Consider the following 26,776-nt stretch of genomic DNA (forward strand, 5'->3'; position numbering starts at 1 on the left):
CCTGAGTTTAAAATGCTAAAAGAAAGAAGCCAATCCTTCAAACTCCTATTCCTTGTGACAGACTTTTTCATTGCACTCACAAGTTTTGTTTTTGCTTATACGATTCGTTATTATCTATCTCCTGATTCTGCGTTTCAGATCCAAACAATCGATCCATTAAACTATTTGATATTAGGTATTGTTCTTGGGTTCTCTCAAGTATTATCGTTTTTATCTATAGATTTGTATCATCCACGAAGAGGATTGTCCTTTTCCGATGAACTGTTTGCAATCATCGCTGGTGTGGTTCTAAATCTACTTGTTGTTTTATCTCTTTTGTTTTTCTTTCGAGGAGAAAGTTTTTCAAGACTTGTAATTGCTTATTTTGCGATTTGTACTGTCATCCTTACTTCCTTTTCCCATTTCATTTTACGTTTCCTGATGCAGTATTTAAGAAGTAAAGGATTCAATTTAAAATCTGTACTCATCATTGGTACAGGGAAATCTGCGATCAATTTTTCTGAGACCCTCAAAAAACATTCTATCTACGGATATATGGTAAAAGGTTTTGTTGCAGGAAAGAAAAACCTATCTTCCAAAAAAATACAAACGGTTACTACGACAGAAAAATTAGAAGCTTATGTCGAAAAAAATAATATCGATTTGATTGTTTATGCTTTGTCACACGAAGAAGGAGATTCTTTAAAAGGAGTCATAGATATTGCAGATTTTCACGGTATCGACCTAAAAGTAATTCCCAGTTACGAAGAAATTGTAACAGCAAAAGGAAGAGTAGAGGTATTGGATGGAATTCCCATTATCTCAATTCGAAATATTCCTTTAAGATTGGGATACAATTTAGTTTTAAAAAGAAGTTTTGATATTCTATTTTCTCTACTTTTTATCATCCTATTTAGCCCATTCTATCTTCTGATTGCATTACTCATAAAACTAACAAGTAAGGGACCAATCTTTTACAAACAAGAAAGGGTCGGACTCGACAATAAAGTTTTTGGAATGATTAAATTTCGGTCCATGGTAGTTCAAACCAAAGAAAAGTCAGACACACTTTGGACAGTGAAAGATGATCCACGAGTTACCGTCGTCGGCGCTGTTCTAAGAAAACTTTCCCTAGATGAAACTCCTCAGTTTTTTAATGTATTACTTGGTGACATGTCTGTTGTGGGACCAAGACCCGAACGTCCATTTTATGTGGAGAAATTTCGAAACGAACACCAACAGTATATGAGACGTCATGCGGCCAAAGCAGGGATTACTGGTTGGGCTCAAGTACAAGGATTTCGTGGAGATACTTCGATTGAAAAACGAATAGAGGCAGATATTTTTTATATTGAGAACTGGTCCTTACTGCTTGATATCAAAATCATTTTGCTCACACCCCTAAAAGCCATTATAGATAGGAACGCATACTGAGGAAATATTATGGATGAAAAAGAATTAAAAAACATTGCCCACTTGGCAAAACTGAACATTGAAGATAAAGAAGTTTCTTCTATGTTGAATGACTTTTCTCGGATTGTACAATACGTAGACGAAATCAAAAACTTGGACACAACGAGTGTAGGTGATGACGAAATCTACGAACAGATCTTCTATGAATTGAGAAAAGACTTAGCAGAAAATGCTCTTAAAAGAGACGACTTAGCAAAAATTGCGCCAGCATATGAAAATGGATACGTTGTTGTTCCCAAGGTAATTGAAACATGAAAGATTTAATTTATCTAACTTATTCCGAAATTAAAACTAAACTAAATGACGGTTCCTTAAAATCTACAGATTTAGTTTCAGCTTATATCAAACGTATTGAAACCGCTGATTCAAAAGTCAAAGCCTTCCTTGAATTCAATAAAGAGCAGATCTTAAAACAGGCCACAGAAAGTGACGAGAGAAGAAAGTCCGGAAAATTGTTTTCCGAATTTGATGGAATTCCCATTGGAATCAAAGATAATATTTGTATTACCGGTCAGATCACATCTTGTTCTTCTCGTATTTTGGAAAACTTTCGTTCCCCTTATGATGCATCGGTCATCCAAAAACTAAAAGACAAAGGATTCGTTTTATTCCCACGACTCAATATGGACGAGTTCGCTATGGGATCTTCTACAGAAAATAGTGCATTCCAAACTACAAGAAATCCCTTTGATACAAACCGTATTCCAGGGGGATCTAGCGGTGGTTCGGCGGCGGCAGTGGCTGCATCTATGTTACCAGTTTCTCTTGGATCGGATACCGGTGGTTCCATCCGCCAACCGGCAGCACTTTGTGGAATTTGGGGACTAAAACCTACCTACGGGCGTGTATCTCGGTATGGCCTAATTGCTTATGCATCAAGCCTTGATCAAATTGGACCATTTTCTAACGACCTACAAGGAATTTCGGATCTTATGGAAATCATCTCAGGCCTTGACCATAAGGACCAAACCACAGCAAAAGTAGCTGCTTTCGAAGCAAATTCTGTTTCCTCAATCGATTGGAAAGGTAAACGAATTGGTGTGATGAAGTCAGAAGATTTCAGCTTTTCACCTGACGTAAACAAACGTTACGCGGAAATATTAAAGACTTTGGAATCCAAAGGAGCAACTCTTGTCCCTCTTGACTTTTCCTTATTGAAATATGCCATTCCCGTATACTATTTAATCGCTACGGCTGAGTGTTCCTCCAACTTAAGTCGGTTTGACGGCATTCGTTATGGATTACGGAAAGACGGTGCTGGAAAACTTGAGGATTTGTATTCAGAATCGAGAACTGCAGGTTTTGGACCGGAAGTCAAACGTCGAATCTTACTTGGAACATTTTCACTCAGTTCCGGTTATTACGATGCCTATTATGGCAAAGCTCAAAAAGCAAGGGTTCTCATTCGCAAACAATACGCGGAATTCTTTAAGAAGGTAGATATCATTTTTCAACCTACTTCTCCCACAACTGCTTTCAAAGTTGGTGAAAAAACGAAAGATCCAATCCAGATGTATCAAGCCGACATCCTCACTACATCTGTCAACCTAGCAGGCGTTCCTGCCATCAGTTGCCCTGCGGGATTGGATTCTACAGGTCTACCGATTGGATTACAAATTACATCTTCTCATTTTGATGAATCAAAACTTTTAAGTTATGCTAAATCTGTTTCTGAATTAGAAGTTTGTAAACTGACACTTCCAACTGAGATCGCCTAACATGGACGAGTTAACCAAAAGAGTCATTCCTTGTTTGGATATCAAAGGAGGAAGGGTTGTCAAAGGTGTTCAATTTGTAAACCTAATTGATGCAGGTGATCCAGTCTCTTGTGCTGTCGCTTATGAAGAAAACAAAGCAGATGAACTTTGTTTTTTAGACATTACAGCTTCTTCGGACAAACGAGATATCCTTCTACATTTGGTAGAACAGGTAGCAAATAGACTTTTTATCCCTTTCACTGTTGGTGGAGGGATCCGCACTATCGAAGATGTGAAAGCAGTATTAAATAAAGGTGCCGATAAAGTATCAATTAATACCAGTGCTTTTCAAAATCCGAAATTACTAAAGGATTCCAGCGAAATTTACGGCTCCCAATGTATTGTTTGTGCGATCGATGTAAAATTCCATCCGGAACGTAAAAGATACGAAGTGTATTTAAACGGAGGGCGTTTGGAAACAGGTAGAGAAGCCCTTGATTGGGGAAGGGAGGCTTTTGAAATGGGAGCCGGAGAAATCCTTCTTACCTCTATGGATAAAGATGGAACCAAAGATGGATTCGATATCACGCTAATGAAATCATTCACTTCCAATCTTTCGATACCTATCATTGCATCTGGTGGAGCTGGAAATCCGGAACATATGGCAGAAGTCATCCTTCGGGGTGGTGCCGACGCTGTACTTGCGGCATCCATTTTCCACTTTGGAGAATTTTCTATCCAAGAAACCAAACAAACTATGAAAGAGATGGGAATTAAAGTGAGACTATGATTTCTTTTCACATTCTCGATTCTATTTTTTTCCTTTTTCCCTTTCTTGTCATTCTCCTCCTCCTGATTCGTTTTCGTTCGAAACAAAATTCCACTAAAGAATATTTCCAAGCAGAGGGAAGTTTATCTTGGTTTGTGGCAGGTACTGCCATGGTGGCCACTACATTTGCTGCAGATACGCCTCTTGCGGTAACAGAAATTATACGAGGCCAAGGTATTGCCGGAAACTGGATTTGGTGGTATATGGCAGTGGGTGGATTTGTTACGGTATTTTTCTTTTCTAAACTTTGGAAAAGGTCTGGTGCTTCCACTGATTTAGAATTAATAGGTCTTCGTTATAGCGGAAAGGAAGCAAATTTTTTAAGAGGATTCAAGGCCTTTGTCATCGGATTTTTACTCAACCTAGTGATTCTTGGTTGGGTTAACCTCGCTATGTTAAAAATCATTCCAGTGTTTTTTCCTCTTTGGACTGCCTTCCATATACTCATTTACTTATTGTTATTTGGTGTTTTTTATACTTCTATCGCAGGTCTTCGAGGTATCTCCTATATCGATGTCTTTCAATTTTTTTTGGCTTGGATCGGATGTATTCTATTTGCTTATTTCGCGGTGAATTTACCGACCATTGGTGGACTTACAGAACTAAAATCCAAACTAGATAGTAACAAAATTTTATTTTTCCCAAATGGATCTTCTGGGACCCTTCCTTGGGATCATTTTTTAATCCTTCTAACAGTTCTTTGGTGGTCTAGCTGGTATCCCGGGTCCGAACCTGGAGGAGGGGGATACATCGCACAAAGAATCCTTGCTACAAAAAATGAAAATGCAGCCCTTAAAGGATCCCTTTGGTTTGTAATCGCACATTACTTTGTGAGACCTTGGCCGTGGATTCTGGTAGCCCTTGTTTCGGTGATTCTTTACCCAAATCTTTCTGATGTGGAAAGTGGAAAGGGATTTCTTATGGTATTACAAGAAGGAATGCCAAATGGAATGATAGGCCTAATGCTCAGTGCTTTCCTAGCTGCTTATCTTTCCACACTAGCCACTCATTTGAATTGGGGCGCTTCCTACCTCGTAAATGATCTTTGGAAACCTATTCTACAAAAGGGAAGATCTGAATCTTACTATATAAAAGTATCTTATGGAGTCCAAATCCTAACAGCGATTTGTTCTTTTTTTCTAGCAGTTTATGGAATGGAAACCATCAAAGGTGCCTGGGTGTTTTTGCTAGAAGCATCTTCGGGAATTGGGTTTATACTAATTGCTAGGTGGTTTTTTTGGAGAATCTCTGCTTGGACAGAAATTTTGGCATTTATCCTCTCTCCCGTTTTGTATTTACTCTTTTCTGTTTATTTGAAAATAGAATTTCCTTATTCTATACTTTTCACAGCATTTTCCTCTGCTATTTTATTGATTTTTTCTACATATTTATTTCCTACCACCAATCGGGAAGTCCTTGTTCAGTTTTACGAAACAACCAAACCTCCTTATTTCTTTTGGAAAGGTTTTTTTAAACGAGAAAAAAAGAATCAAACGATTTATCCCAATCGGTTGGTAATTTCTTTTTACGGCACACTCTCTGGACTTTCCTTTGTGTTCGGAGGTTTGTATTCCATCCAATGTCTAGTCTGGAAAGAAGGAGAGATTCTTATAGGTTTACCGATATTTTTACTAGGACTCCTTGGATTGTTTCTTTCCCTCAAGGCCTTACAAAACAATTCAGAGAGTTAATCTAACTTTAGTAAGGTGAATTTCGAATTTCAGTAATGACTTGAGTGAAAAGATTCCGACTTTTGGTATCATCAGCACTTACTGTTTGGAATGCCATCATCGAATGATCACAATCCGCAATATCAATTTGTTTGTAAGTTAGATTTCCAAGTCTTGCACTATTACGAGGTACAATGCCGTCTGACTGTGTAAAACCGGCATTATTCAAAATATTACAACCTGTATTGTAGTAAAAAGTTTCACCCACTGTACAGTTACTCATCACTCCGGCAAAACTAACAAACTTTCCATTTAAGTTCGCATCCAAATAAGATTGATTTAAAACATCCAAAACAAGATTATTAGCACCTGAAATTACCGTCTGTCCGCTACCTTGATTGGTATAACCTAACTCCGAGCCGCCTTGGGTTCCTACGAGATAACTACCGAGATCATTCAAAAATGGATTACTTCCTAAAAAACTTGGAGTCGCAAAAGGAGATCCGAACTGTGGGCTTGCCAAAGTTACCACAAGTCGAACAAAGGGAAGGACTCCCGTTTCCTTAGCCAAAGCAACTCTTGTGACAAGTCCTCCCATAGAATGAGCCACAATATACACTTGGTCCGAATCAACAAAATTAGAACGGAGTGTCGAATGAAATTGGCGACCGTTTACAAGAATACTATTGGAAGTGCGATAGGTATAAAGATAAAAATCAAATTCCGAACTCGCAGAATTTCTACCTTCTTGAAAATGAATGAGCCCATTAGAAAAAGTATTTTTTATATTCTGTATTTTTTTCTCATCGTTTGTGATCGGATCTGAATCTCTCTCTGCAGGATTCCAACCATGAATCAAAACAATTTTCTTTTTTGTAGATTTGGGAAAAAAATCAGAACTTAAAAATTGAGAATCAGAAAGGTTCCTAGAAAAACCAGGAAGGAATCCAAATAGTTTTTGATTAGGATTTGGAAGAAGCCCTAATAAAGAAAGTAACAATGCTTCGTTATTTTTTTTATCTTCGGATACAAATTCTTTTCTATAAAAATCGTAAATACAAGATTGGAATGCAAAAATCCCTATGACGAGATAAATAAAATTAGATAAAGTATTTCGCCTAACGCGAAACATTTTGCACCCGATCCAAAGTAATTCCGCAAGCAACCACCACATTGAGTGAAGTAACTGAACCATACAAAGGAATTCTTGCTACATAATCTGCTTCTTCCAATAACAAACGTTTCACACCTTCCCCTTCATTTCCCATAATCACAGCCATTTGTGAGGCATCAGGCAAAGTTTCCCAAATGGTCTCTTCACCTTCTTCATCAGTTGCAAGGATCCAATATTCATTTTTTTTAAGATATTCCATACCATGCATCAGGTTCGCCACTCTATAAATCTGCAAATGATGAACAGCTCCCGCAGAAACTTTTTCCACAACAGGAGTGATAGGGGATGTATCACGATCAGACATTAGCACATGTTTTACGCCCATACATTCAGCAGTTCTCAGTAGATTCCCAAGATTCCCCGGATCTTGAATCCGATCTAAAATTAGTATGGGACCAACGCCTGCCTCCACATTCTGTTTGAATTGTTCAAACCCAAGGGAAGAAAATGATTTTTGTTTGGTGCGAATGATGACGTAACCTTGGTGGTTTTTGTCAGAAGCAATCCGGTCCAGTTCCCGAGTGGAAACTGTTGTGAATTTTACGGAATTGGGAATGTATCCACGAATTCTTTGTTTTTCTTCAGTACCCATCGAGTCTTTCACTATCACTTCCCGAATGGTTTTGATTCCGCGTTCCGGAGCCATTTGTTCCAATGACTCCAAAAATTCATAAAAGTTTCGTTTTCCAAAAAGTATTTCTACTGGGCTTTTTTCCATGTGGTGTTTCCTTCTTTTGTATCAGCGAGAAGGATTCCTTTTTCTTCCAACTCTTTACGAATTTTGTCGGCAGTAGAGAAATCTTTGTTTTGTTTGGCGATCTTTCTTTGGTTTATTTGATCCAAAATCCAATCTTCAGAAATTCCGTCTAAGGATTGGACTTGTTTTTCAAATTGAAATACAGCAAAGAGTTCATTGATTTTATAAAATAATTGTAGAGATTCTTTTAAAAAAGTAGGATTAGCCGTAGAACCGCCACCATCCAAAACTTGATTCACAATCCGAACGAGTTCAAAAACAGAAGCCAGGGCTCTTGGAACATTCAAATCATCCCCAAGAGAATTCATAAATTCCGAATTTACTTTTTGTAATTCTTGGTTTGAAAATTCAAAAATTTCTAAAATTTCAGGAACTTTTGTCCACAATTCACCAGCATCTAACACACGGTAAATGGTATTTTGAATTCGTTCCATTGCCGTTTTGGATTCTTCTAATTTGTTTAATGAAAAATTCAATTTACTTCTGTAATGTGCAGAAATCAAATGATAACGAATTGCGTTTGGATCATAACCTTTTTCCAAAATATCTCGTAAGGTATAGAAGTTTCCCTTACTTTTGGACATTTTTTCTCCATCCACAAGCAGATGTTCGCAGTGAAGCCAGGTTCCCACAAATTCTTCCTCGGGAAAAGCTCCATGACTTTGTGCAGCTTCATTTTCGTGATGAGGGAAGAGGAGGTCAATCCCACCTGTATGAATGTCCACACCAGATCCGTATACCTTACGAATCATAGCAGAACATTCCAAATGCCAACCAGGTCGTCCACTTCCAATACGAGTATGCCAACATTTTTCTTCTTCAGTCTTTTGGTTTTTCCAAAGTACAAAATCGCGAACATCATCTTTCTCGTATTCATCCGCATCATACCGAACACCTGACTTCATTCCAGATACGTCAATCTTAGATAGTTCTCCATAACGACTGAACTTCTGAATGGAAAAATACAAGTTCCCATCTTTTTCGTAAACAAGACCATTCTTCTGTAGTGTTTCTACAAGGCCGACCATGTCTTCAATGGATTCAGTAGCTTTTGGGTAATGTTCTAATTTTTGTATATGAACTGTTTCAAGATCCTTAAAAAAAGCCTCTGTCCAAGGTTTTGTAAATTCCTCTACGCTCATTTTTTGTTTGATCGATTCATTGATAATTTTGTCATCAATGTCTGTGATGTTCATAGATTGGTTTAGCTTATATCCACCTAACAGAAGTGAACGGCGAAGTATATCTACAAATAAAAAAGAACGAATATTCCCAATATGGGCAAAGTTATACACCGTTGGCCCACAAGAATATATAGTTACATTTGTTGGATCTTTCGGTTGGAAGGGTTCTTTTTTTCCTGATTTAGAATTCTGGAATACAAAAGGGACTAAACTCATAAGGCAAAAATTTCTTTTACAAATTCAAGGTTTGCTTGTGGTTGTTTGTCTTTCCCAGCTTCATTTCCTTCAGTAGGGTAAAGTTGCATACGTTTATCACAATTCATATGGTTAAAAAGAGCAAATGTAGATTTTGGATGTGAAATCACATCTTCCATTCCGCAAGAAAAGAGAGCTGGAATTTTGATTTTTTTTGCAAAGTTGAGTGCATCAAAGTAAGCCAATTCCTTTTTATAATCAATTTTTTTAGTCGCTCTTTTTTCCAAAAAGGGAGTGAGTTCTCGAATCCAAGGATTTCCTTTTAAAGAAATTTGATCTTTGTCTATATAACAGAACGAAGGTGTTTCTAAAATCAAACCTTTGATACGATCAGAATAGGCTGCACCAAACACAGAAAGAGCTGATCCAATCGACTTACCATGTAAGATGATTTGGTCACCATCAATCCCATCTGTCAAACGTAAGAACTCTATAGTACGAATCACATCTAAATAGAGTTTACGCATATAGAAGTCCTCTTTTTGGTCGAGGCCATGGGCAAAATAATTTGGTGTCCAACCGATAGGAGATTTTCCTGTTGTCGGGTCAATCGGAGCATGAATCATTTCTTCCCCATGACCCCTTAAAGTGATATGGAGTTGGGCTACACCCAAATCAGAATACCCTTTTTGAATTTCTTCCGGAATCGCTAAGTAGTCATGAAAATATACAACTACAGGGCGATTCCCCCGTTTTCTAGGAATTGCAAGTTTTCCATGTAACACATGATTGTCGATACTCTGGAAACTAACATCATTTAAAGATTCCCAAATAAAAGATCCCTTAAGCACCGTTTTGTATGTGGCTTTGATTGGAACTTTCTTTAATTCGGCTATGCCTTCCTTCCAAAAACTATCAAGATCCGATGGAGGATCTAGTTTGGGAACTGTTTGGAAACATTCATCAAAACTAACGGTTTGAGGCATGGGAATCCAACTTAGGAGAAAATTGATTTAAAAAACTATACATAGTTTGAAGTAAAAGAACAGAGATAGTCATAGGACCTACACCGCCAGGAACCGGCGTATAGTAGGAAGATTTGTCTTTGGCTTTAGAAATTTCAATGTCTCCCACATTTCCTACATTATAACCAGCATCTAAAAGAACCGCACCGTCTTTGATCCAATCGGCCTTAATGAACTCAGGTTTTCCAACAGCTCCGACCACAATGTCCGCTTGTTTTACAAGTTCCGGTAGGTTTTTTGTTTTTGAATGACAAAGAGTTACCGTGGCATTTAAGTTAGTGAGCATAATGGCCATAGGTTTTCCAAGTATTGGAGAACGTCCTACCACAACAGCATGTTTACCCGAAACATCAATTCCATATTCTTGCAGAAGGAGAACCATTCCGTACGGAGTGCACGGAAAATAAGCTTCACCATTCATCGACAGTTTTCCAAAAGAAATCGTCGTGACACCATCCACATCCTTTTCTAAAGCAATCTCATCAAAACATAAACGTTCATCAATTTGGTGAGGGACGGGATGTTGCAAAAGAATTCCGTTTACGGACTTATCTGCATTTAATTTTCTAATTTCGGCTAATAGTTCTTCTGTGGTAGTTTCTTCTTTTAGTCTCACATAACGAGACCCCATTCCTACTTTTTCACAAGCCTTCACCTTCATATTCACATAAGTTTCAGAGGCAGGATTGTTGCCGACAAGGATGGTGGCAAGAGTGGGAATTCCCTTACCATCGGATTTAGCCTTTGCTAATGTTTCTGCGATTCGATTTCGGATTTTTTCGGAAATCGCTTTACCGTCTAATAGGATGCTAGATTTCATTCTGTAAGTTCAAAATTTCAAAGAAAATTGAACTGGCAAACAGAAAAAACCATCCATGATTCCAAGTTTAGATCCATCACAATCCAAGTCCCCCAATTCGACTTCCACTCATAGTTTACAAGGTTGGGTCCAAGGACTCCGCGGGAATAACCACGTCCAATTCCTCCAACTCCGCACCGAAGGTAAAATCTACCAAGTGGTCGCTGAGAAAGAATTTTTAGGAGAAGAAATCTTCAAACAAGTCAAAGGACTTCCCCAAGAGACTTCCCTCACCGTTTTTGGGATCGCGCAAGCCAACGAAAAGGCACCTGGAGGCGAGGAACTGTTCCTCCATTCCTTTACCCTTGTGGGAGAGTCCCACCAGTATCCCATCACACCCAAGGAACATGGACCTGATTTTTTACACAACCACAGACATTTGTGGTTACGCTCTAAACGCCAACTCGCCATCCAAAGAGTGCGATCTGAATTGTCTTTTGCCATCAGAGAGTTCTTTCGTAACGATGGATACACCCTCATCGACACTCCGATCTTAACCGGTTCCATTGGAGAATCTGCCGGAACTTTGTTTTCCACAGAATATTTTGATTTAGGCCAAGCCTATCTGGCGCAAACAGGGCAACTCTATCTAGAAACAGCAGCTTTTGCACATTCCAAGGTTTACTGTTTTGGTCCCACGTTTCGCGCTGAAAAAAGCAAAACCAGACGCCATTTGACAGAATTTTGGATGCTCGAAGCAGAAACTGCCTTTCTTGGCCAAGAGGGAAATCTAGACTTACAAGAACGATTTGTAAAAGCAGTCCTTCGCACCACCATAGAACGAACTGGGGAGGATTTGAAAGCCCTCGACCGTGATCCGGCACCACTCCTAGAACAACTTGGGAAACCTTTTCCCCGGGTGGATTACGGGGAAGCAATCCGAATTTTGCAAACTGCAGGAGAAGGGATCACTTGGGGAGAGGACATCAATTCCGACAGGGAACAAATCCTCACAACTCACTTTGGCACAGCCATTTTCATTCAAAATTTTCCAAGGGCAATCAAAGCCTTCTATATGAAACAAAATCCTGACGATCCCAATACCGTTCTCTCTGCCGATTTGATCGCACCAGATGGAATCGGGGAAATCATAGGAGGATCCGAAAGAGAAGAATCGTATGAGAAGATTGTGGAACGCCTAAAGGAAGAAGGCCTTCCTCCAGAGGATTATTCTTGGTATTTGGACCTTCGTAAGTATGGATCTGTCCCTCATGCAGGTTTTGGAATGGGTCTGGAACGAGTGATTGCCTGGGTTTGTGGTTTGTCCCATATTCGGGAATGTATTCCTTATCCACGGATGATTTACAGACTCAGTCCTTAATTTTTCTTAAAGGAAATTTTGCACTAAGGCCGATCTTTTTAAGGAAAGAGAGGCACCTTATGGCACAGCAAGCAACCCAAGTTTTAAACACATCAATAGAACAAGAAGCTTGGGATCTTTATGAGGTAGGATCAAACGAAGATGTCGTGGTTCTTGCCAAACGTCATCCTGAGAACTTTTATATCCAACACCTAAGTTATTTAGCTTTGTATGAAATGACAGGTAGAGCGACGATCTCCGCTCCCAAAGGTATATCGAGCCTAGCACCTCTCGTAGACGCAATCCAAAACCACGAAATTGGAAAAAGCTCAGAAGCTTGTAATAGTTTAAACCTTTATTTCAATACACAAACCAACCCACTTTGTTTTTCCATCATCCAAACTGCGATCAAAATCTATTTTAGAGCAGAAGCTTATGAAGAATCAAAATCGGTAATTACTAGATACAAAAAACAATGGAATGACAACTCCTTTGTTAAAGAAGAACTCATTTGTACGTATTACTTAAAACGATATGATGAAGTGATCAAAGTTTTTCGTGACAATATGAAATTGTTAAACGATTCTGATATCCATAAACTTGTGGGTATGGCACTTCTCTTTTTGGATCGTCACAAAGAAGCAAATCTTATCTTTGAAAACATTCCAAACAAATTAAACCTACCAAGTTTTGAAGAAAAACGTAAAATGTATGATTCCGTATACAAAAAGATTTCTGAACTAGAAGCAAAGTCAAACTCTCTAGCCCACAAAGACTTAGAAGATATGGGTTTCGCTTATCTCTTTCACGGAGACTATGTTAAAGCAGAAAAAATGTTTTTATCTCTTACCGAGAAACTAAAATCAAAACTCTGCAACGTGTAAGATTTTTTCTCGTTTCGGGGTGGCTAAGTAATTTAGCTGCCTCGTCTGTAGGAATGATAAGATCCGTTTGGTTTTTTCCAGCAGTTCCTAGTGCCAAAACAAAGTAGGGATTCTTTCCTACTTTTGCTTCCACTCCCTTCCCCGATTGTTCTTCTTTATAAACAATATATCCAGTTTCGATGGCATACGCTTCTTTTACGTATACAGGAGAATAAATATCTAAACCACGATCTGTCTGTATTTTAGGAAACAGAGCTCGTTTGAGACTAAGGTGGCGAGCGTCGACGACAAGACCCGAAAATTCTACTGGAACTACTTCTTCACTAAATTCAGGAACTGATTCTAAGCCATATTCCAAAGGAATTTGTGCGATGATTCCATCTTTTCCTTTCAGAGGTAAACTTGCTTTTGCTTCCAAAATATTTTTTACAAATTGAAAATCATACTCTTCTTTTTCTGATCCAATATAAGAATTAAGTCGTAACCTTGCCTGTTGGTTCACTTGAGTGTATTCATAAACAGTATAATCTGCATTAAAAAGTATGGATTCTAACCTTTGGCTAAGACGAACCCGGAGTTTTTCCCGAGCTTTTTTACGAGCCATAGAATGTGCCTTACCTTGGCTTGTGGCAGTATTTTTTCCGGAGAACTCAGGATCTTCCTCATCGAATACAATTTTTGGAATGGTTTCTTTGACAGAGGAAAAAACGACAAGGTCTGTCCAATTGACAATGGAGGCATAGATATCCTTATCTTCAATTGGTTTTGACCCAAGAGAGAAAGTAAGTAATAAGACCAAACAAATATAGATTCGTTTCATAATTAAGATTTCGGCAGAAGATTGAATTTTCTTTCCAATTCGTTAAATTCCGTAATGAAAGGAACCCCTTTGGGGAGACTTTGCAAGACGTTTTTTCCATAGGACTTTGTATGGATTCGCGGATCAAGGATACTCACCATTCCTGTATCCGACTGTGAACGAATGAGCCGTCCAAACCCTTGTCTGAGTAATAAACAAGTTTTCGGAACCTGCATTTCCCAGAAGGGACTTTTTCCCTTTCGTTCCATATCTTCCATTTTCGCTTGTAAAACAGGTTCTGTAGGAACCTGAAAAGGAAGTTTTGTCACAATTACATTTCTTAGTTTATCACCTTTGATATCCACACCCTGCCAAAAACTAGAAACTCCAAAAAGAACACTTTTTTCATTTGCAAGAAACTCCCGTTTGGCGGCAATAGGCCCCATCTCCGTTTGGGAAAAAATAGGAAAAGGAACTTGGTTTCTTAATTCTTCATAGAGTTCGGATAAAAGTTTGTTCGAAGTAAAAAGAACAAAAGCATCTCCTTCTGATAGTTTGAGGAGACGGGTGATCCAATAGGATAAATCTGTTTTATTTCGTCTAGGGTCTTGGACCGGATCAGCGACCTGTTTGGGAACAAACAATAGAGAATGAGTGTTATAGGAAAACGGAGATGCTAACGTTTTGGTTTTTACGTCCGAGGTTCCCACTTCTTTTAAAAAATACTGAAAATTCCCAGCAGTCGGTGAGAGCGTGGCGGAAGTCATCACCACAGAATCCATATTGGGAAATAGAGTATTTGCTAAAATTTCGTCCGTGTTTTTCGGTTGGGAAAATAGATAATAGAAGGGATCTTTTGCTGATTGCGGTGGTGGTTCAATCCAAAATACCAAATTGGGGTTGGTTTTCAAACGAAAGTCATTGAGAAAAGAGGAGGCTTTTTTAAGATTTCCCGAAACCATTTCAAGTCCCAGAGCCATTTCTTTTTCTTCCATATCCTCACTGTCTTTTTTGTATTTTGTAAGAAGGCTTTCTAACTGAGAAGCAAGATCTGCTAAACTGTCTTCAAAAGCTCCATTATCCAACTTAATTCGTTCCGTGTGACGTGTGGAAAATTGGTTGAACTGCAAAGGAATGGCAGAAAGTAACATACGAAAAAGTTCATTCGCATAACCAATCGAAGTTTCTACTGACTTCATAATTTTATCGCTGTTTTTCAGTTTTAAAACAAGGCCAGTGCGTTTCTCAGGAAAATAAAGATAATGTAAAAGGTTCATCAGTAGGTCATAACGGATTTCTGAACCAAAAGCTCGGCCCACAATTTCCGGAAAGGCGTGAGCTTCATCGATAACCAATTGGGAAAAAGGAGGAAGGATTTTAAAATCTCCCGCAAGATGGCTTGCAAGAAGGTGGTGGTTCACAATGAGAATATTAGCTTTTTTCCATTTTTCTTTTTCTAAAAAATAGTAAGAGGAACTAAAGTTGGGGCAATTTCTCCCCAAACAGTTGTCAGACTCTCTTGCAACTGAATTCCAAAAAGAATTAGATAAAAACCCATCATATTCGGCGCGAATCCCTGCCGTTGTTTGTTTCTCCCAGTTCACAAAGTATTGGAGGGATGATTCCATTTCAGGGCCAAAATCTCCCCTTTCCATAACTCGGTTGTATTTCCGTTTGCAGAGATAGTTACTCGCACCGAGGGCCACCATAGCATTGACAGGAACTCCTAAAGCTTCCGAAACAAGTGGGATATCTTTATAAAGAAGTTGGTCTTGTAAAGATTTGGTTTCTGTGGAAACCACAACCGTACATTCATTCTCTAAGGAAAATAGGGCACTTGGAATTAAATAGGCAAGAGACTTACCCACACCAGTGCCGGCTTCAATGGCCCAGTGGGATCCGGTATTAAAAGCCGATTCAATGGAAGTTGACATTTCCATTTGTTCTTTTCTGACTTCGTAATCCTTCCAAAGTTTAGGAAGTTTGGTTGTAAAAACTGATTGTACGTCCAATCCCTAATGCCTGTTCCGAAAAAGAAGAATGATACAAACTACTGTCAAACTGATTACAGATACAAGGGATGCAGTCATAATGAGTATCCCTTGCCAATTGAGCACCTCAGGCGAAGTCATACGACCACCTTTTCTTTTTTTGGGTCTAGTGCTTTCGAAACCAAAATATAGATGAATCCATAAATCAAAAATAACCCAATCACCACCGAACGAGCCACTGTAGCCTTTGTTTTTGCATCTTCCACATTTTCACCTTTGTTTTCTGCAAGGAGTCCCATCACTTCAGGGTTCATTTTATCCAAATATTCAGGTAAGTTCATGTAACAGAAAGAAACGAAGATAAATAATAAAAACCAAGGAGTGATGTACTTCAAAACAAATCGAATAGACCTAGGAAAAGGAATGAGACTACCTTCGTTGGCATCTCTTACACCCCGATCCACACCAATCTTAAACACAAAAATAAAAATTTGTATTGATGCCAAAATATATATCATAATGGTTCCGATATAAAAATCGGCTATGTCAAGGGCAGCAAAATCTTTGTTAAAATAAATTATAGGAAGGCACAAACAAAAAGTAAAAAGGAATAAAAGTAGAGATGATTTCCTTCTACCAACATGAAACCCTTCCTCTAAAAAAAGAATTCCAGGTTGTAACATAGTAACAGAAGAGGTGATCGCAGCAAGAAATAATACAAGAAACCACAATCCACCAAAAAAATCCCCACCCGGCATCATTCCAAAAACAGAAGGTAAAGCAATAAAACCCATTCCAAAAGTTCCAAAGGAAGTGGCCTGCATTCCTAAAAATAAAAATGCAACAGGAATGGTGATCATACCACCAAACACAACTTCTGCGAATTCATTTAAAGAAGCGGAAGAGAGACTTGATAAAACAACATCGTCTTTTTTCTTCAAAAAACTAGAGAACACGAGAGCAATCCCAAAACCCGTTGATAAAGAAAAGAAAATTTGTCCAGCTGCACTGATCCATACCTTAGGTTGGGTCAGTTTAGACCAATCAGGGTTCCACATTACGGCAAGGCCCGACTCAATTCCAGGGATCGTGAGCACTCGAACAAGGATGATGGTTGCACAAATGCCCATAAGAGGCATAGCAATCTTTGCAAAGGCCTCAAGTCCTTTCGAAAGCCCACGATACACGAGTAAAAAATTAAACAAAACACAAAGAAGAAAAAATACGATGATAGGGGATTGAAAACTTGAACCGTTGGCCTCAGCACCAGTGAGGTGTAAAAAAAAAGTGGAGGCTTGTTTTGTCATTTCACTTTGTGTGGAACCATTCAGTGACATTTGACCCGTGAGAAAATAGTAAGCATAAGCCAGACACCAAGATTCAATGAATACATAATATACGTAGATCATCACAGGAATCATCACACCGATGGTTCCTGAAAGTTTGAGAGGGAATCCTTTTAGATACTCGCGAAAAATAAATGGAGTACTATGACCATGTTTGCCACCCATACGGCCCATGGTCCACTCAGCTAAACAAACGGGAATTCCGAGAATTAGAAAGCTGATGATATAAGGAACCATAAAGGCACCGCCACCATTTTGCGCAGCTTGTCCCGGAAACCGTAAAAAATTTCCAAGCCCAATGGCACCACTCGCCACAGCCAAAATCAAACCGATACGACTGGCCCAGCCTTCTTGGTGTTCCACTTGTCTCTCTTTCATCAGGGACTATTGAATGTAGTAGGAATTATGTGACAAAATCTTTTTGCAGAAGATTGAGAAAAAGCAAGGCTTTGACACCTTGCTTTGGTATTTTTCAAATTAGCCTAGAAATAGCTCTTTTTTTTCCATTTTCAGAACTTTGGAGACCAGATTTTTAAAATCTTCCGGTGGTTCCAAAAGTCCAAGTTCTACTTTTGACAAAAACGGAGTGGAAACCTTCAATTTCTTAGCGAAATCGTATTGTTTGATTCCTAACTCACGTCTGACTGCCCAAAGTTTGTTTTTCAATCCATTGGAAAACTCAGGGTAGATGTCTTCCACAGCGCTTTCGTTGAAAAGCTTATCAACAGAGGTTTTGAGATACTTAGCACAAGATGACTTGAATTTTTCAGTCGGATCTTGGGCTCCAGTCTCAATTTTGGATAGGTAACTCGGAGAAACTCCTAGCGCCCTCGCCATATCGTACTGTTTGATACCTCTCTTCTTTCGAAGCATGTAAATGTGATTGTTCATTTATCCCCCCTAACAGTCAGAATATGTCAAATATGGCAAAATTCAATAAAAAAATTTTGCCATACTCCAAAACTTGCAAGGGTTATAATATAACTTCTTTTAGGCGATCGGCAGCAATTACCAAGTTGTAAGTGGTTTTTAGACCAGAGACTTTTTGTTCAATAAATGAATTTCTCTGAGCACCTTCCATCTCCGACTTAATTCTTTCGCGAACAACGGCGTAGGGCTTAGGAATACGATTCTGAGGGTTTTTGGGATCAGAATCTGCATAAGCATAAAGTTTACCAGCTTCATACGCATCTCGCATTTGTGCTTCCGTAACCGTCACAGGAATGGCTTTAATTTCATCTTGTAGCGATTTTAACGCCAAAGAAACTTTCATTTTATCCATTTGCATCAAATAGCCGATTTCCGATCCCACATCTTGGACACGATCTGAAGTTTCTGCAATTTTTCCCTGAAGGATCGTAGACTGAAATAAATTGAGCATATCCCATGTTTTTGATTTTTCATCCTTGTATTCTTGTTTTAGAATATTCGGAATGGCTTCGAAATCGACAGACAAATCTTTCCAAGTGTAGTTTTTTCCATCACGATTGGAATATAATGAATAATCTGGTGTAAATATTTTTGGATCGATATCGGTTGGACCGGAAAAACGAGGAAGGTTAGCGACAGTGATTCCACTTTCTTCCGTGATTTTTTTAAGTTCTTTTTGGTAGAGACCTTGCTCATACTCTTTCATGGTGTGAGACGCAAACTGATTTGCTTTGTCTGTCGATTCACCTTCCGTAAAATAAGCGACAGATGCTTTCGTATCTGCATCCTCATGAGTTTTTCCATATTCTGTAGCTTCCGCTTTAAACTCATCAAAAATGGATGTGAAATATTTTTTTAGTCTTTCTGGATGGACTTTCTCAGTTCCTGTAGAACGTACTACATAGGCAATCCTTCCTTCTCCTGCTTTTGCATAAGAAATGAAAGTTCCCGTTTTAGCCTTTTTTACTTCCGTTAAAATGTCTTCCAATGGTGTTTCTGCACAGTTCGTACAAAAAGGTTCCAATTTTCCAGCAATAGGTCTACGTGTAATGTCTTCAGTAACTTTGGAAATTTCTTCCGCAATTTCTTTATTAGACAAAGAATTCAATTTATTTGCGAGTTCCTCTGCTTTTTTTAAGTTAGCAGCCTCATCTTCACCACGAACTAGTGCTAGTTGAAGGTTCACAAATTCTAAAGGTTTTTCTTTTAAACCATTTTTAACATACTCGCGCATATATACATTGAGTTTCAAAAACTGATTCACCAGAGATTCAATTTTCTGAACATCCGCTTCCGCTACTTTTTTGGAAGAAATGGCGTCCTTCAAAAGAATTTTTTCTAAGGCGATACTTTCTAAAATTTTTGCTTGGATATCGGCTGTGATCGGTTGTGGTTCAGGGTTTCCTCGTTTGGAAGCCTCAATCACAAAATTCATTTCTTTACGAGTTACAGTTCCACCGTCAAAAGTAGCCAGGATTTCTGAATCCTTAGAGCAATTGAGAAGTGGTACGAGTATCAAACCGAGCAAAACGCCCAGAGTGAAAAGTTTGTTTAGATTCATTGGATTTCCTTGTCTATTTTTTTCAGTAGTCTTTTAGTATTTGCGAACCGGTTTTTCCGGCTTTTTGGGTTCTGAAACTTGAGTGGCAGTTGGTACCGTTTTTTCTTCTGTTACCGAGGTTCTCTTAACAACAGAATCTGCATTCGAAACTTTCAACTTGAGAATTTCTGATTTTTGATCTTCCAATTTACTCATTTCCGATAAAAAAGTTTCTTTAAGAATGGGGGAATATTCCCGGTCAGAAGCCAGGCGGTCGGTCAATTTTTTCAATTCTACGACGTCTCGATCCACTTCTTCTAGTTTTTTGTATAAATGGGCAACAGTTACCTTCAAACTCCACTCCTTCCAAAAGTTTTATTTACTTGCAATAGAGTGCAAGAATGAAATAAGAAAAATAACAATTTTTATGAGCCTAGACGATTTAGTAGTTTCGACTGAAAAAATAGATACTGTATATGTGACCAAATTACAGGGAAATCTAAATAACTTTACTGCCGAAAAGTGCATCAAATCGATTCTCAATTCTTTAAAACACGGATCTGTCATTTTGGATCTAGAAGAGTTGAATATGGTAACCACCCAAGGAATCATCGCTTTCAAAACGATCAGCGAAGAAGCCTTCCTGCACAAACATAAAATCATCTTAATCAATCTCCCGTTAAGTGTTAGGCAAGCATTTTTGATGGCAGGTGTTCGTAATTTATTTCCCATCGCAAACAATGAAGAGGCAGCATTCAAAATGGCCTCAAGACCCAGTAGGTAAAACCGTGAATTCAGGATTTAATTTTTTTCGTAAAATATGGCATGTACTCGGGCTCATCATTCCCGTGACTCTTTTTTTTGATCCCTTCAAAGATGCCTTTAGTCTTGTCTTTGCAACTCGAGCCATCCTTGTTTCCTTACTCGGAATCCTCCTTGTTAGTTTGTTAATTTTGGAATTTGTCCGACTGAATCATTCCGGTTTTGAAAATTTCTTTTACAAATATTTTGGGTTCTTAATGAAAGAGTCTGAAAGAAAAAGATTCAATGGAACGGTCCCTTATTTTTTTGCAAACTTCCTCGTTGTTTTGTTCTTTCCTGCGGAAATAGCCATTCTTGCGATTTTGTTCTTAGTGATTGGAGATCCCTTTGCTGCCTATGTCGGGAGTAAGTACGGTAAACATAGATTCTATAATGGAAAATCACTCGAGGGAATTATCGGATTTTTAGTTCCGGCATTTTTGTTTTCTATTTTGGCACTTTTTCTCATTACCAAATCCCAACCAGGAAGTTTCCTTGCGATCCTTGACAACCAAGGGGCTGTCCTCTGGACTCCCATTTATCTTGTATTCTTTTCTGTGGTCTCAGCTTGCGTGACTGAATTTTTTGCTAATACGACAGCCAAAGGACTTGTGGATGACAACCTTCTCATCCCAATTGTAGGAGCAGTGGTTCTATCCGTTTTATCCTTATTGTATTTGGATTATACACCGATGGATTTTTTCTTCGATCCAAACGCACTTTACATTCAAAAATAAATTCTAAATCCAATGGCTTTCCGTGATAAAAAAACGAAGAGCCATTCAAAACTTAAAATCTTCACCTGAGCCAAAACCCATAAAAATCACTTCCAGCGTAGTTCAACAGTTCTCTGTTTGGTGATCGTATCCATTCCTGGAACAATCACTTTGTATTCTAAGGAGATGGGACCAAGTGCTTCTAACAGAAAAGGTGACTTTTCGATTCCTTTATGGCGAAATTCTTCTTTCAAAAGAGCCCCTAAATAGTGAAAGGAAACAACAACATTGTTTTGGAATAAATTCCCTTCCATCCGTTCCGTTGAATTTCCATATTTTAAATAGGCAATGTAATTCGAACGAAAAACTTGTTTTTCCATTCCATTATATGGTTTCGGAAGCACCAATCGAAACCCAGGTGTTTCCCTTGCTGTAAAATATAAAAAATTTCCAAAATCCTCATAGTTAGGATTTTCTTTTTTAAAGAACTTCCGATCAAGAGAAACAATATCTTTTTCTGTTTTGGGTTCTGTACAATCCAAAGGTTCATTGAAATTATCACAGAACTGAAATGATTGTTTTGGCTCTGTTTGGCATCCACAAATCAAAAAGTTGATACAAACAAATAAAGAAATTAAAATAAAAGAAGGGTGAACTAGATGCCAACGAAAAACAGCCAAATGGTCAGGATTTGAATTTATTGAATTCATAGGATTCCCTAAGTGTATTGAAAAAATAACTAACTTCTTTTTCTCGAAAGTAACTTTGAGTGGAATTTGGGACAACTAGTTGGCCTCGGGAAAAATGGTAAACTGTTTCTGCATACACACCCTGAAACAAATACATCCGATGGAAATCATCTTTAGATTTCGCAATGACAATGTTATGCGAAGTGACATATCCTGGAATTAAAAGAACACTCGAATCTTTTTTTTGCAAAAGACTTTGAAATTCCAAACATTCCTTCTTTTTTTCAACAAGTTCCTCTCTATGGATTCTTTGTTTGAAGGCCAGAACTTTAGTCCAACGACCTGGATAAGCAAACTCTCTTTCTGTTTCATCAGGAGTCCATTTGGGGAGTAAAACAGATTCATAAAGGATTTTAGAAAACCTTTTCTCTGCCATTGCTTTCAATTCAAAAAGAATGTCTTCCTCTTGGTAGGAAAGAATAACAAAAAAAGAAGCGCCTTGTGGTCTTTCTAAAATCTCTTGTGGCATGGGTTACTCTTCAGTCACTCCCGTGATGGTAAATCCATCGAGTAATAGATACGGAACAAAAGAAGATTCACCCAGAAGTTCTCCTTCTTTGGAGATTGCTTCGATTTGGTTTAATGCCTCAAATGCATTCCCCACAATTTGTACTTCTCGAACCGGGACTTTCTCTCCATTTTCTAAAAGGTATCCTCCTTTGATCACTCCCGAAAAATCACCGGAGGCTCCATCTTTAGTTCCCGAAATTCGGTTCACAAATAGAGTTTTACCCGGGAGTTTGAAAAACTCATCTTTGGTTGAGGTGCCTGGTGCAATCTGGAGTTGTTTCGGACCACAACCGGGAAGGCTTTGGGCTCCACCGCTCGCAGATCCATTGGATTTCGGAAGTCCTGCTTTTTTAGCCTCAAAGGTATTGTAGAAGTAAGTATTTAAAACTCCCTCCGTTAGGACTGATTTTTTTGAAGTAGGAAGGCCTTCGCGGTCAAAACCGGTAGATCCCATCAAACCATTGTTCGTTGGATCATCCCAAATGGAAAGTAATGAGGAGGCAACTTTTTCGCCGAGCTTACCAGCCATTTTGGATTTGCCTTTGCGGAGACTAGTTCCATTTAAAGAACCTATAAAAAGTCCAAGAAAAAATGAATACACGGCATCGGGAGGAAGCAAAACCTTTCCTTGAAACCCAGAGATGGGTTTGGCATAAAGTGCTCCCATACATTTGTCTCCAAAATTCATAAAGGCCTTTTTCCATAGAGTTTGGAACTGGTTTTTGTCAAACCCACTGGCAGAATCATAATCAAAACTTCCGACTAAATCCCCATCCACACCCATTCCCATCACCGAAGCAGAAAGTTCAGCACCCAGTTCATGGGCCATCACTCCTTTGGAAGAAACGATGAGTTTGTAACCCTTGCTAAGCGAAAAATCGCCCGAGTCAATATTGACCTTAGAATACAAATCATTTCTCCAACCGAGGGCTTCTTTCGCAGAATTGACCAAATCCTCAATTCCCATTCTATCTAAGGATTCATCATATTGGTTGAAATGATTCTGAATGGATTCTGGCTCTGGAAGTCCTAAATCAAAATCCGGAGTGGATTGGCTTTTTGCTAAACTATAAGCTTCTTCAATCGACTGATAAAGGCTAGGGATATGATTGGAGATGATAAAACCTTGGTTTCCCTCATGAATCACACGAATTCCAAACATATTTTCTTCGGTCGCCGTACAGTTGTTTAAGTCATTTTTTTCTAAACTGACATCTTCCGAATATCCGTAACTGGAATAAATCTCTACTTGGTCGATCCCGTTGGTTTTTGCTTTTTTGACTAAATTAGAAAGTAAATCTTTTTGGTCGTTCAAACGTTTTTCAATCGAATTACGATCCATTATTTACCACCGAGTAATACTTTTGTGCGAACATAAGGGCCACCGGCATCTACTTTGGCTGGTTGTCCTTTCCCACAATGTCCCGAACCCAAATCCCATTTGAATTCTTTGGAAACCATATCTATATTTTGTAAAACATCAAAGGCAAGACCAGAAACTGTCACACCCTTCAAAAGATCTGTGATCTTTCCATTTTGGATGCGGTACGCTTTTTGTACGGCAAACATAAATTCACCAGTGGCATCTGCTTGGCCGTTTTTGGCTCCATCCAAATAGTATCCGTCTTTTGTATTGGCGATCATTTCTTCCAAACTGGAATCTCCAGGAACAAGGAAGGTGTTACGCATACGAATGAGAGGAACATCTCCATACTCCCAAGCTCTTGCCGATCCCGTTGGAGCCACTCCAAACCGTTCTGCGGTTTCTCGGTTGTGGAGGTAGGAGGAAAGGATTCCGTTTTTGATAATGACTGTATTTGTGGGAATGATTCCTTCATCATCCACAGGGATGGAACCACCCGCACCTTCATAGTATTCAGAGTAACCGGAGTCGCATAACGTCACTAAGTCAGATCCAACTCTGTGTCCAATTTTTCCTTGGGCCACAGACCCAGACAAAACAAAGTCCGCTTCTACGGTATGCCCAATGGCTTCGTGAACGAGTAGTCCCACAATCGAAGGGGATAAAATGACTGTGGAAAGTCCACCGTCGGGAAGAGAACTAGAAAGTAAATCCACAGCTGTTTTACAAGCTTCGTCAGAAATCTCCGTCGGTGACTGGGAACGAAAGAGACAATCCCAACCGCCAGTCACACCAATGGAATGGGAGCCGGATTCCATCTTTCCATCTTCTTTGGCCACAGCAGACACTCGGAATTCTGGTCTTATCATACTAAAAAAACTATCTGCTCCATCGGTGGTCACGATGGCTTTTTCTTCGTAAATTTCGGAATACCCACATCCAACTGATTGGAGTTTTGTCGATTGTTTGGCGGCTGCATTTTGGATGTCTAAAACGAGTTTTAATTTTTCTTCTACCGTTCGGTTACGAAAGTCTTCAATCCCTTTCCCGATAAAATCTCCAATGGCAAAATTTGCTTTGGGCAAATTCGGAATTTTATCTTTTCGCAAAGCAGAGGATAGACGAGCCGCTTTTTTGGCTACCTGGATGGCGTTTTGGATAGATGATTTTGAAATTTCGCTAGTCGATGCAAAACCCCAAGTTCCCGCTTCCAAAACCCGAACTCCAATTCCCGTTCTTTTGCGAAGGGCAGTGGATTCCACTCGTCCTCTTTCGGCAAAGAAGGAACGACTTTCTTTATGATGGTATCTTAGTTCTACAAATCCGGACTCTTCGGCCAAACATTCTTTTAATAGGTTTCGCATACGTCCCTTCCTTATATTTTAATGTATTTGATTACGATTTGATTTGAGAATCAAAAAAATCGAGGAGGATCCTAGGAAGCCATCTTCCTTCTGGATTGTCCGGAGAAGAATCACTAATGAATCCAACATGTCCCCCTTTTTCCGTAAGAACGGTTTGTAATAGGGGATAGGACTTCCAACGAATTTCGTGCCAAACTTCCGAGGGAACCACAGGATCATCATCGGCATGAACGATGAGGCCAGGAATTTTGATTCCACCAAGGTATTTGACACTAGAACAAATATTATAGTATTCCAATACATTCGCATAACCAGAAATTGGTGCGGTAAAGAAATCATCAAAATCAAAAAATGACTTACTTCGTAAAACTCTTTCTTTCATTTTATCTGAGATTTCATAAACTCCCGAAGTTACCTTTTCTTTCATGGTATCCAAAAAATGATCTCGGTAAAAATTACCGGCCCTTGAATCAATAAAGTCACAACTTCGTTTTAAATCCAAAGGAGGGGATGTGGCCGAAAATGCCTTCGAATAATGTTCCCTTTTTTCTCCAAAAAATTTAATCACCAGATTCGCAGATAATGAAAATCCTGAAACAAATATGGATTTAGTAAAATGTTTATAAATGTATTTTAATACGGCTTCTAAATCTTCCGATTGGCCGGCATTATAAGGTTTTTTGGCAATCCCAAACCCACGACCACAGTTCCGCAAATTCATACGGATTACCCCATAACCACGATTAAGCGCTTCTTTTCCAGCACTTACCATATAATGGGATTCAGAACTTCCTTCCATTCCATGAATGAGAAGTAAATAGTGTCCATTCCATTTGGAGGCTTTTTTTCGAACTAAAGAAAGTGGGGGATTATGTTCTAACCAAAGCAGATCCCCAGACCCATCATTTGTGGGAATGAGGATACTCTCTGAATAGTACTCATCCTCAAGTGAATTGTCTGGAGGAAAGAGTACGTTGTAGACAGTTTGTAAATGTCTACCTTCTAAAAATCTTCTGGGTTTGAATTCTCTGTTAGAGGACGTCAATTGTGTTTACGATCTTATCTACAATCCCGTAAGCCAAAGCTTGGTCGGCATCCATATAATAATCGCGATCAGTGTCTTCCACCAATTGTTCGTAGGTTTTGCCACAAGCATCCGCTAACATTTGATTGAGTTTTTCTTTAGTTTTGACAATATCCTGAGCATGGATGAGTAAATCCGTAGCAGGAGCTTGGATTTGTCCTCCAATGGAAGGTTGGTGGATCATCACTCGACCATTTGGCCAAATGTAACGATTTCCTTTTTTTCCTCCAATGAGAAGGATAGATCCCATAGAAGCAGCCATTCCCATACATACTGTGTGTACCGGTGAGGAGATCATTTGCATGGTGTCATAAACGACAAGTCCAGAGGTGACAACACCACCGGGGCTATTGATATAAAACGTAATTGGTTTTCCAGGATCTACCATTTCCAAATACATAAGTTTGGCAGTGAGTTCCTTGGAGGATTCGTCAGTGACAGGACCCCAGAGAAAGATTTTCCGTTTTTCCAGGAATTTCTTACCCATGTTTTTGTCGCTAATGAGATCTTGGATGGTTTCGGTGATTTCTTTTTCTGGTGTTTCTTCTTCTGGCATA

At 38.9% G+C, this 26,776-nt stretch carries 26 protein-coding genes; 9 read left to right on the forward strand and 17 right to left on the reverse strand.

Annotation, left to right across the window (positions count from 1 at the left end; genetic code table 11):
• Window positions 1-12 precede the first annotated feature (12 nt).
• Genes EHQ49_RS14155 through EHQ49_RS14175 form a run of 5 tightly spaced genes read left to right on the forward strand, consistent with a single transcriptional unit; the run spans window position 13 to window position 5,669 of the window.
• Window positions 13-1,413 carry an undecaprenyl-phosphate glucose phosphotransferase gene (locus tag EHQ49_RS14155; protein WP_135580312.1) on the forward strand — a complete coding sequence of 467 codons (1,401 nt, stop codon included), beginning with the start codon at window positions 13-15 and terminating at the stop codon, window positions 1,411-1,413.
• Window positions 1,414-1,422: 9 nt separating this feature from the next.
• A complete protein-coding gene (gatC, locus tag EHQ49_RS14160; RefSeq protein WP_135580313.1) occupies window positions 1,423-1,707 on the forward strand; it encodes an Asp-tRNA(Asn)/Glu-tRNA(Gln) amidotransferase subunit GatC in 285 nt (94 codons plus the stop codon).
• A complete protein-coding gene (gene gatA, locus EHQ49_RS14165; protein ID WP_135580314.1) occupies window positions 1,704-3,170 on the forward strand; it encodes an Asp-tRNA(Asn)/Glu-tRNA(Gln) amidotransferase subunit GatA in 1,467 nt (488 codons plus the stop codon). Before gatC ends, gatA begins: the two co-directional genes overlap by 4 nt.
• 1 nt (window position 3,171) lies before the next feature.
• Window positions 3,172-3,939: an imidazole glycerol phosphate synthase subunit HisF gene (hisF, locus tag EHQ49_RS14170; RefSeq protein WP_002974178.1), complete on the forward strand. Its 768-nt coding sequence runs from the start codon at window positions 3,172-3,174 to the stop codon at window positions 3,937-3,939.
• On the forward strand, window positions 3,936-5,669 hold the full coding sequence (locus EHQ49_RS14175) for a sodium:solute symporter family protein (protein WP_135580315.1): 1,734 nt from the start codon (window positions 3,936-3,938) through the stop codon (window positions 5,667-5,669). Before hisF ends, EHQ49_RS14175 begins: the two co-directional genes overlap by 4 nt.
• A gap of 7 nt (window positions 5,670-5,676) precedes the next feature.
• Here EHQ49_RS14175 and EHQ49_RS14180 read toward each other — a convergent pair whose 3' ends face one another.
• Genes EHQ49_RS14180 through folD form a run of 5 tightly spaced genes read right to left on the reverse strand, consistent with a single transcriptional unit; the run spans window position 5,677 to window position 10,803 of the window.
• The gene (locus EHQ49_RS14180; protein WP_135580316.1) at window positions 5,677-6,780 is read right to left on the reverse strand and encodes a lipase family alpha/beta hydrolase; all 1,104 of its coding nucleotides are present in this window, start codon (window positions 6,778-6,780) and stop codon (window positions 5,677-5,679) included.
• Window positions 6,767-7,540 (reverse strand): 23S rRNA (guanosine(2251)-2'-O)-methyltransferase RlmB, encoded by a 774-nt coding sequence (gene rlmB, locus EHQ49_RS14185; protein WP_135580317.1) that lies wholly within the window; start codon window positions 7,538-7,540, stop codon window positions 6,767-6,769. Before rlmB ends, EHQ49_RS14180 begins: the two co-directional genes overlap by 14 nt.
• Complete coding sequence (cysS, locus tag EHQ49_RS14190) at window positions 7,522-8,979, reverse strand: cysteine--tRNA ligase (RefSeq protein ID WP_135580318.1); 1,458 nt, start codon at window positions 8,977-8,979, stop codon at window positions 7,522-7,524. Before cysS ends, rlmB begins: the two co-directional genes overlap by 19 nt.
• Window positions 8,976-9,944: an acetylxylan esterase gene (locus tag EHQ49_RS14195; RefSeq protein ID WP_135580319.1), complete on the reverse strand. Its 969-nt coding sequence runs from the start codon at window positions 9,942-9,944 to the stop codon at window positions 8,976-8,978. The genes cysS and EHQ49_RS14195 overlap by 4 nt, the downstream gene beginning before the upstream one ends.
• Entirely contained in the window at window positions 9,928-10,803 is an 876-nt protein-coding gene (folD, locus tag EHQ49_RS14200; RefSeq protein WP_135580320.1) for a bifunctional methylenetetrahydrofolate dehydrogenase/methenyltetrahydrofolate cyclohydrolase FolD, read from the reverse strand. The genes EHQ49_RS14195 and folD overlap by 17 nt, the downstream gene beginning before the upstream one ends.
• Before the next feature lie 55 nt (window positions 10,804-10,858).
• On the opposite strand from folD, the gene asnS reads away from it, so the two are divergent.
• Both asnS and EHQ49_RS14210 read left to right on the forward strand, forming a co-directional pair.
• Window positions 10,859-12,163 (forward strand): asparagine--tRNA ligase, encoded by a 1,305-nt coding sequence (gene asnS / locus EHQ49_RS14205; RefSeq protein ID WP_135580321.1) that lies wholly within the window; start codon window positions 10,859-10,861, stop codon window positions 12,161-12,163.
• Between the two features lie 59 nt (window positions 12,164-12,222).
• Window positions 12,223-13,026, forward strand: a complete 804-nt coding sequence (locus tag EHQ49_RS14210) for a hypothetical protein (RefSeq protein WP_135580322.1) — start codon at window positions 12,223-12,225, stop codon at window positions 13,024-13,026.
• Here the strand turns inward: EHQ49_RS14210 and EHQ49_RS14215 are convergent.
• The 6 genes from EHQ49_RS14215 to EHQ49_RS14240 form a co-directional block, all read right to left on the reverse strand.
• Complete coding sequence (locus EHQ49_RS14215; protein WP_135580323.1) at window positions 12,989-13,846, reverse strand: hypothetical protein; 858 nt, start codon at window positions 13,844-13,846, stop codon at window positions 12,989-12,991. The genes EHQ49_RS14210 and EHQ49_RS14215 overlap by 38 nt on opposite strands.
• 2 nt (window positions 13,847-13,848) lie before the next feature.
• The gene (locus EHQ49_RS14220) at window positions 13,849-15,837 is read right to left on the reverse strand and encodes an ATP-dependent DNA helicase (RefSeq protein ID WP_135580324.1); all 1,989 of its coding nucleotides are present in this window, start codon (window positions 15,835-15,837) and stop codon (window positions 13,849-13,851) included.
• A gap of 116 nt (window positions 15,838-15,953) precedes the next feature.
• Window positions 15,954-17,540: a sodium:neurotransmitter symporter family protein gene (locus tag EHQ49_RS14225; RefSeq protein WP_135580325.1), complete on the reverse strand. Its 1,587-nt coding sequence runs from the start codon at window positions 17,538-17,540 to the stop codon at window positions 15,954-15,956.
• Window positions 17,541-17,639: 99 nt separating this feature from the next.
• Complete coding sequence (locus EHQ49_RS14230; protein ID WP_100790558.1) at window positions 17,640-18,035, reverse strand: helix-turn-helix domain-containing protein; 396 nt, start codon at window positions 18,033-18,035, stop codon at window positions 17,640-17,642.
• Window positions 18,036-18,135: 100 nt separating this feature from the next.
• The gene (locus EHQ49_RS14235; protein WP_135580326.1) at window positions 18,136-19,653 is read right to left on the reverse strand and encodes an LIC12015 family putative lipoprotein; all 1,518 of its coding nucleotides are present in this window, start codon (window positions 19,651-19,653) and stop codon (window positions 18,136-18,138) included.
• Window positions 19,654-19,686: 33 nt separating this feature from the next.
• Complete coding sequence (locus EHQ49_RS14240) at window positions 19,687-19,986, reverse strand: hypothetical protein (protein WP_135580327.1); 300 nt, start codon at window positions 19,984-19,986, stop codon at window positions 19,687-19,689.
• A gap of 73 nt (window positions 19,987-20,059) precedes the next feature.
• Between EHQ49_RS14240 and EHQ49_RS14245 the strand changes: the two genes are divergently transcribed.
• On the forward strand, window positions 20,060-20,416 hold the full coding sequence (locus EHQ49_RS14245; protein WP_135580328.1) for an STAS domain-containing protein: 357 nt from the start codon (window positions 20,060-20,062) through the stop codon (window positions 20,414-20,416).
• A gap of 4 nt (window positions 20,417-20,420) precedes the next feature.
• Window positions 20,421-21,170 (forward strand): diacylglycerol/polyprenol kinase family protein, encoded by a 750-nt coding sequence (locus EHQ49_RS14250; RefSeq protein WP_135580329.1) that lies wholly within the window; start codon window positions 20,421-20,423, stop codon window positions 21,168-21,170.
• Between the two features lie 86 nt (window positions 21,171-21,256).
• On the opposite strand, the gene EHQ49_RS14255 is transcribed toward EHQ49_RS14250, so the two are convergent.
• Genes EHQ49_RS14255 through EHQ49_RS14280 form a run of 6 tightly spaced genes read right to left on the reverse strand, consistent with a single transcriptional unit; the run spans window position 21,257 to window position 26,775 of the window.
• Entirely contained in the window at window positions 21,257-21,859 is a 603-nt protein-coding gene (locus tag EHQ49_RS14255; RefSeq protein WP_135580330.1) for a hypothetical protein, read from the reverse strand.
• Window positions 21,834-22,367 (reverse strand): DUF4416 family protein, encoded by a 534-nt coding sequence (locus EHQ49_RS14260; protein WP_135580331.1) that lies wholly within the window; start codon window positions 22,365-22,367, stop codon window positions 21,834-21,836. Before EHQ49_RS14260 ends, EHQ49_RS14255 begins: the two co-directional genes overlap by 26 nt.
• A gap of 3 nt (window positions 22,368-22,370) precedes the next feature.
• On the reverse strand, window positions 22,371-23,750 hold the full coding sequence (locus EHQ49_RS14265) for a TldD/PmbA family protein (RefSeq protein WP_135580332.1): 1,380 nt from the start codon (window positions 23,748-23,750) through the stop codon (window positions 22,371-22,373).
• Complete coding sequence (locus tag EHQ49_RS14270; RefSeq protein ID WP_135580333.1) at window positions 23,750-25,135, reverse strand: TldD/PmbA family protein; 1,386 nt, start codon at window positions 25,133-25,135, stop codon at window positions 23,750-23,752. Before EHQ49_RS14270 ends, EHQ49_RS14265 begins: the two co-directional genes overlap by 1 nt.
• Window positions 25,136-25,166: 31 nt before the next feature.
• Entirely contained in the window at window positions 25,167-26,180 is a 1,014-nt protein-coding gene (locus EHQ49_RS14275; protein WP_135580334.1) for a YheT family hydrolase, read from the reverse strand.
• Complete coding sequence (locus tag EHQ49_RS14280; protein ID WP_135580335.1) at window positions 26,167-26,775, reverse strand: ClpP family protease; 609 nt, start codon at window positions 26,773-26,775, stop codon at window positions 26,167-26,169. Before EHQ49_RS14280 ends, EHQ49_RS14275 begins: the two co-directional genes overlap by 14 nt.
• Window position 26,776: the final 1 nt, after the last annotated feature.

It is taken from the genome of Leptospira perdikensis (genome assembly GCF_004769575.1).
GTDB lineage: Bacteria > Spirochaetota > Leptospiria > Leptospirales > Leptospiraceae > Leptospira_A > Leptospira_A perdikensis.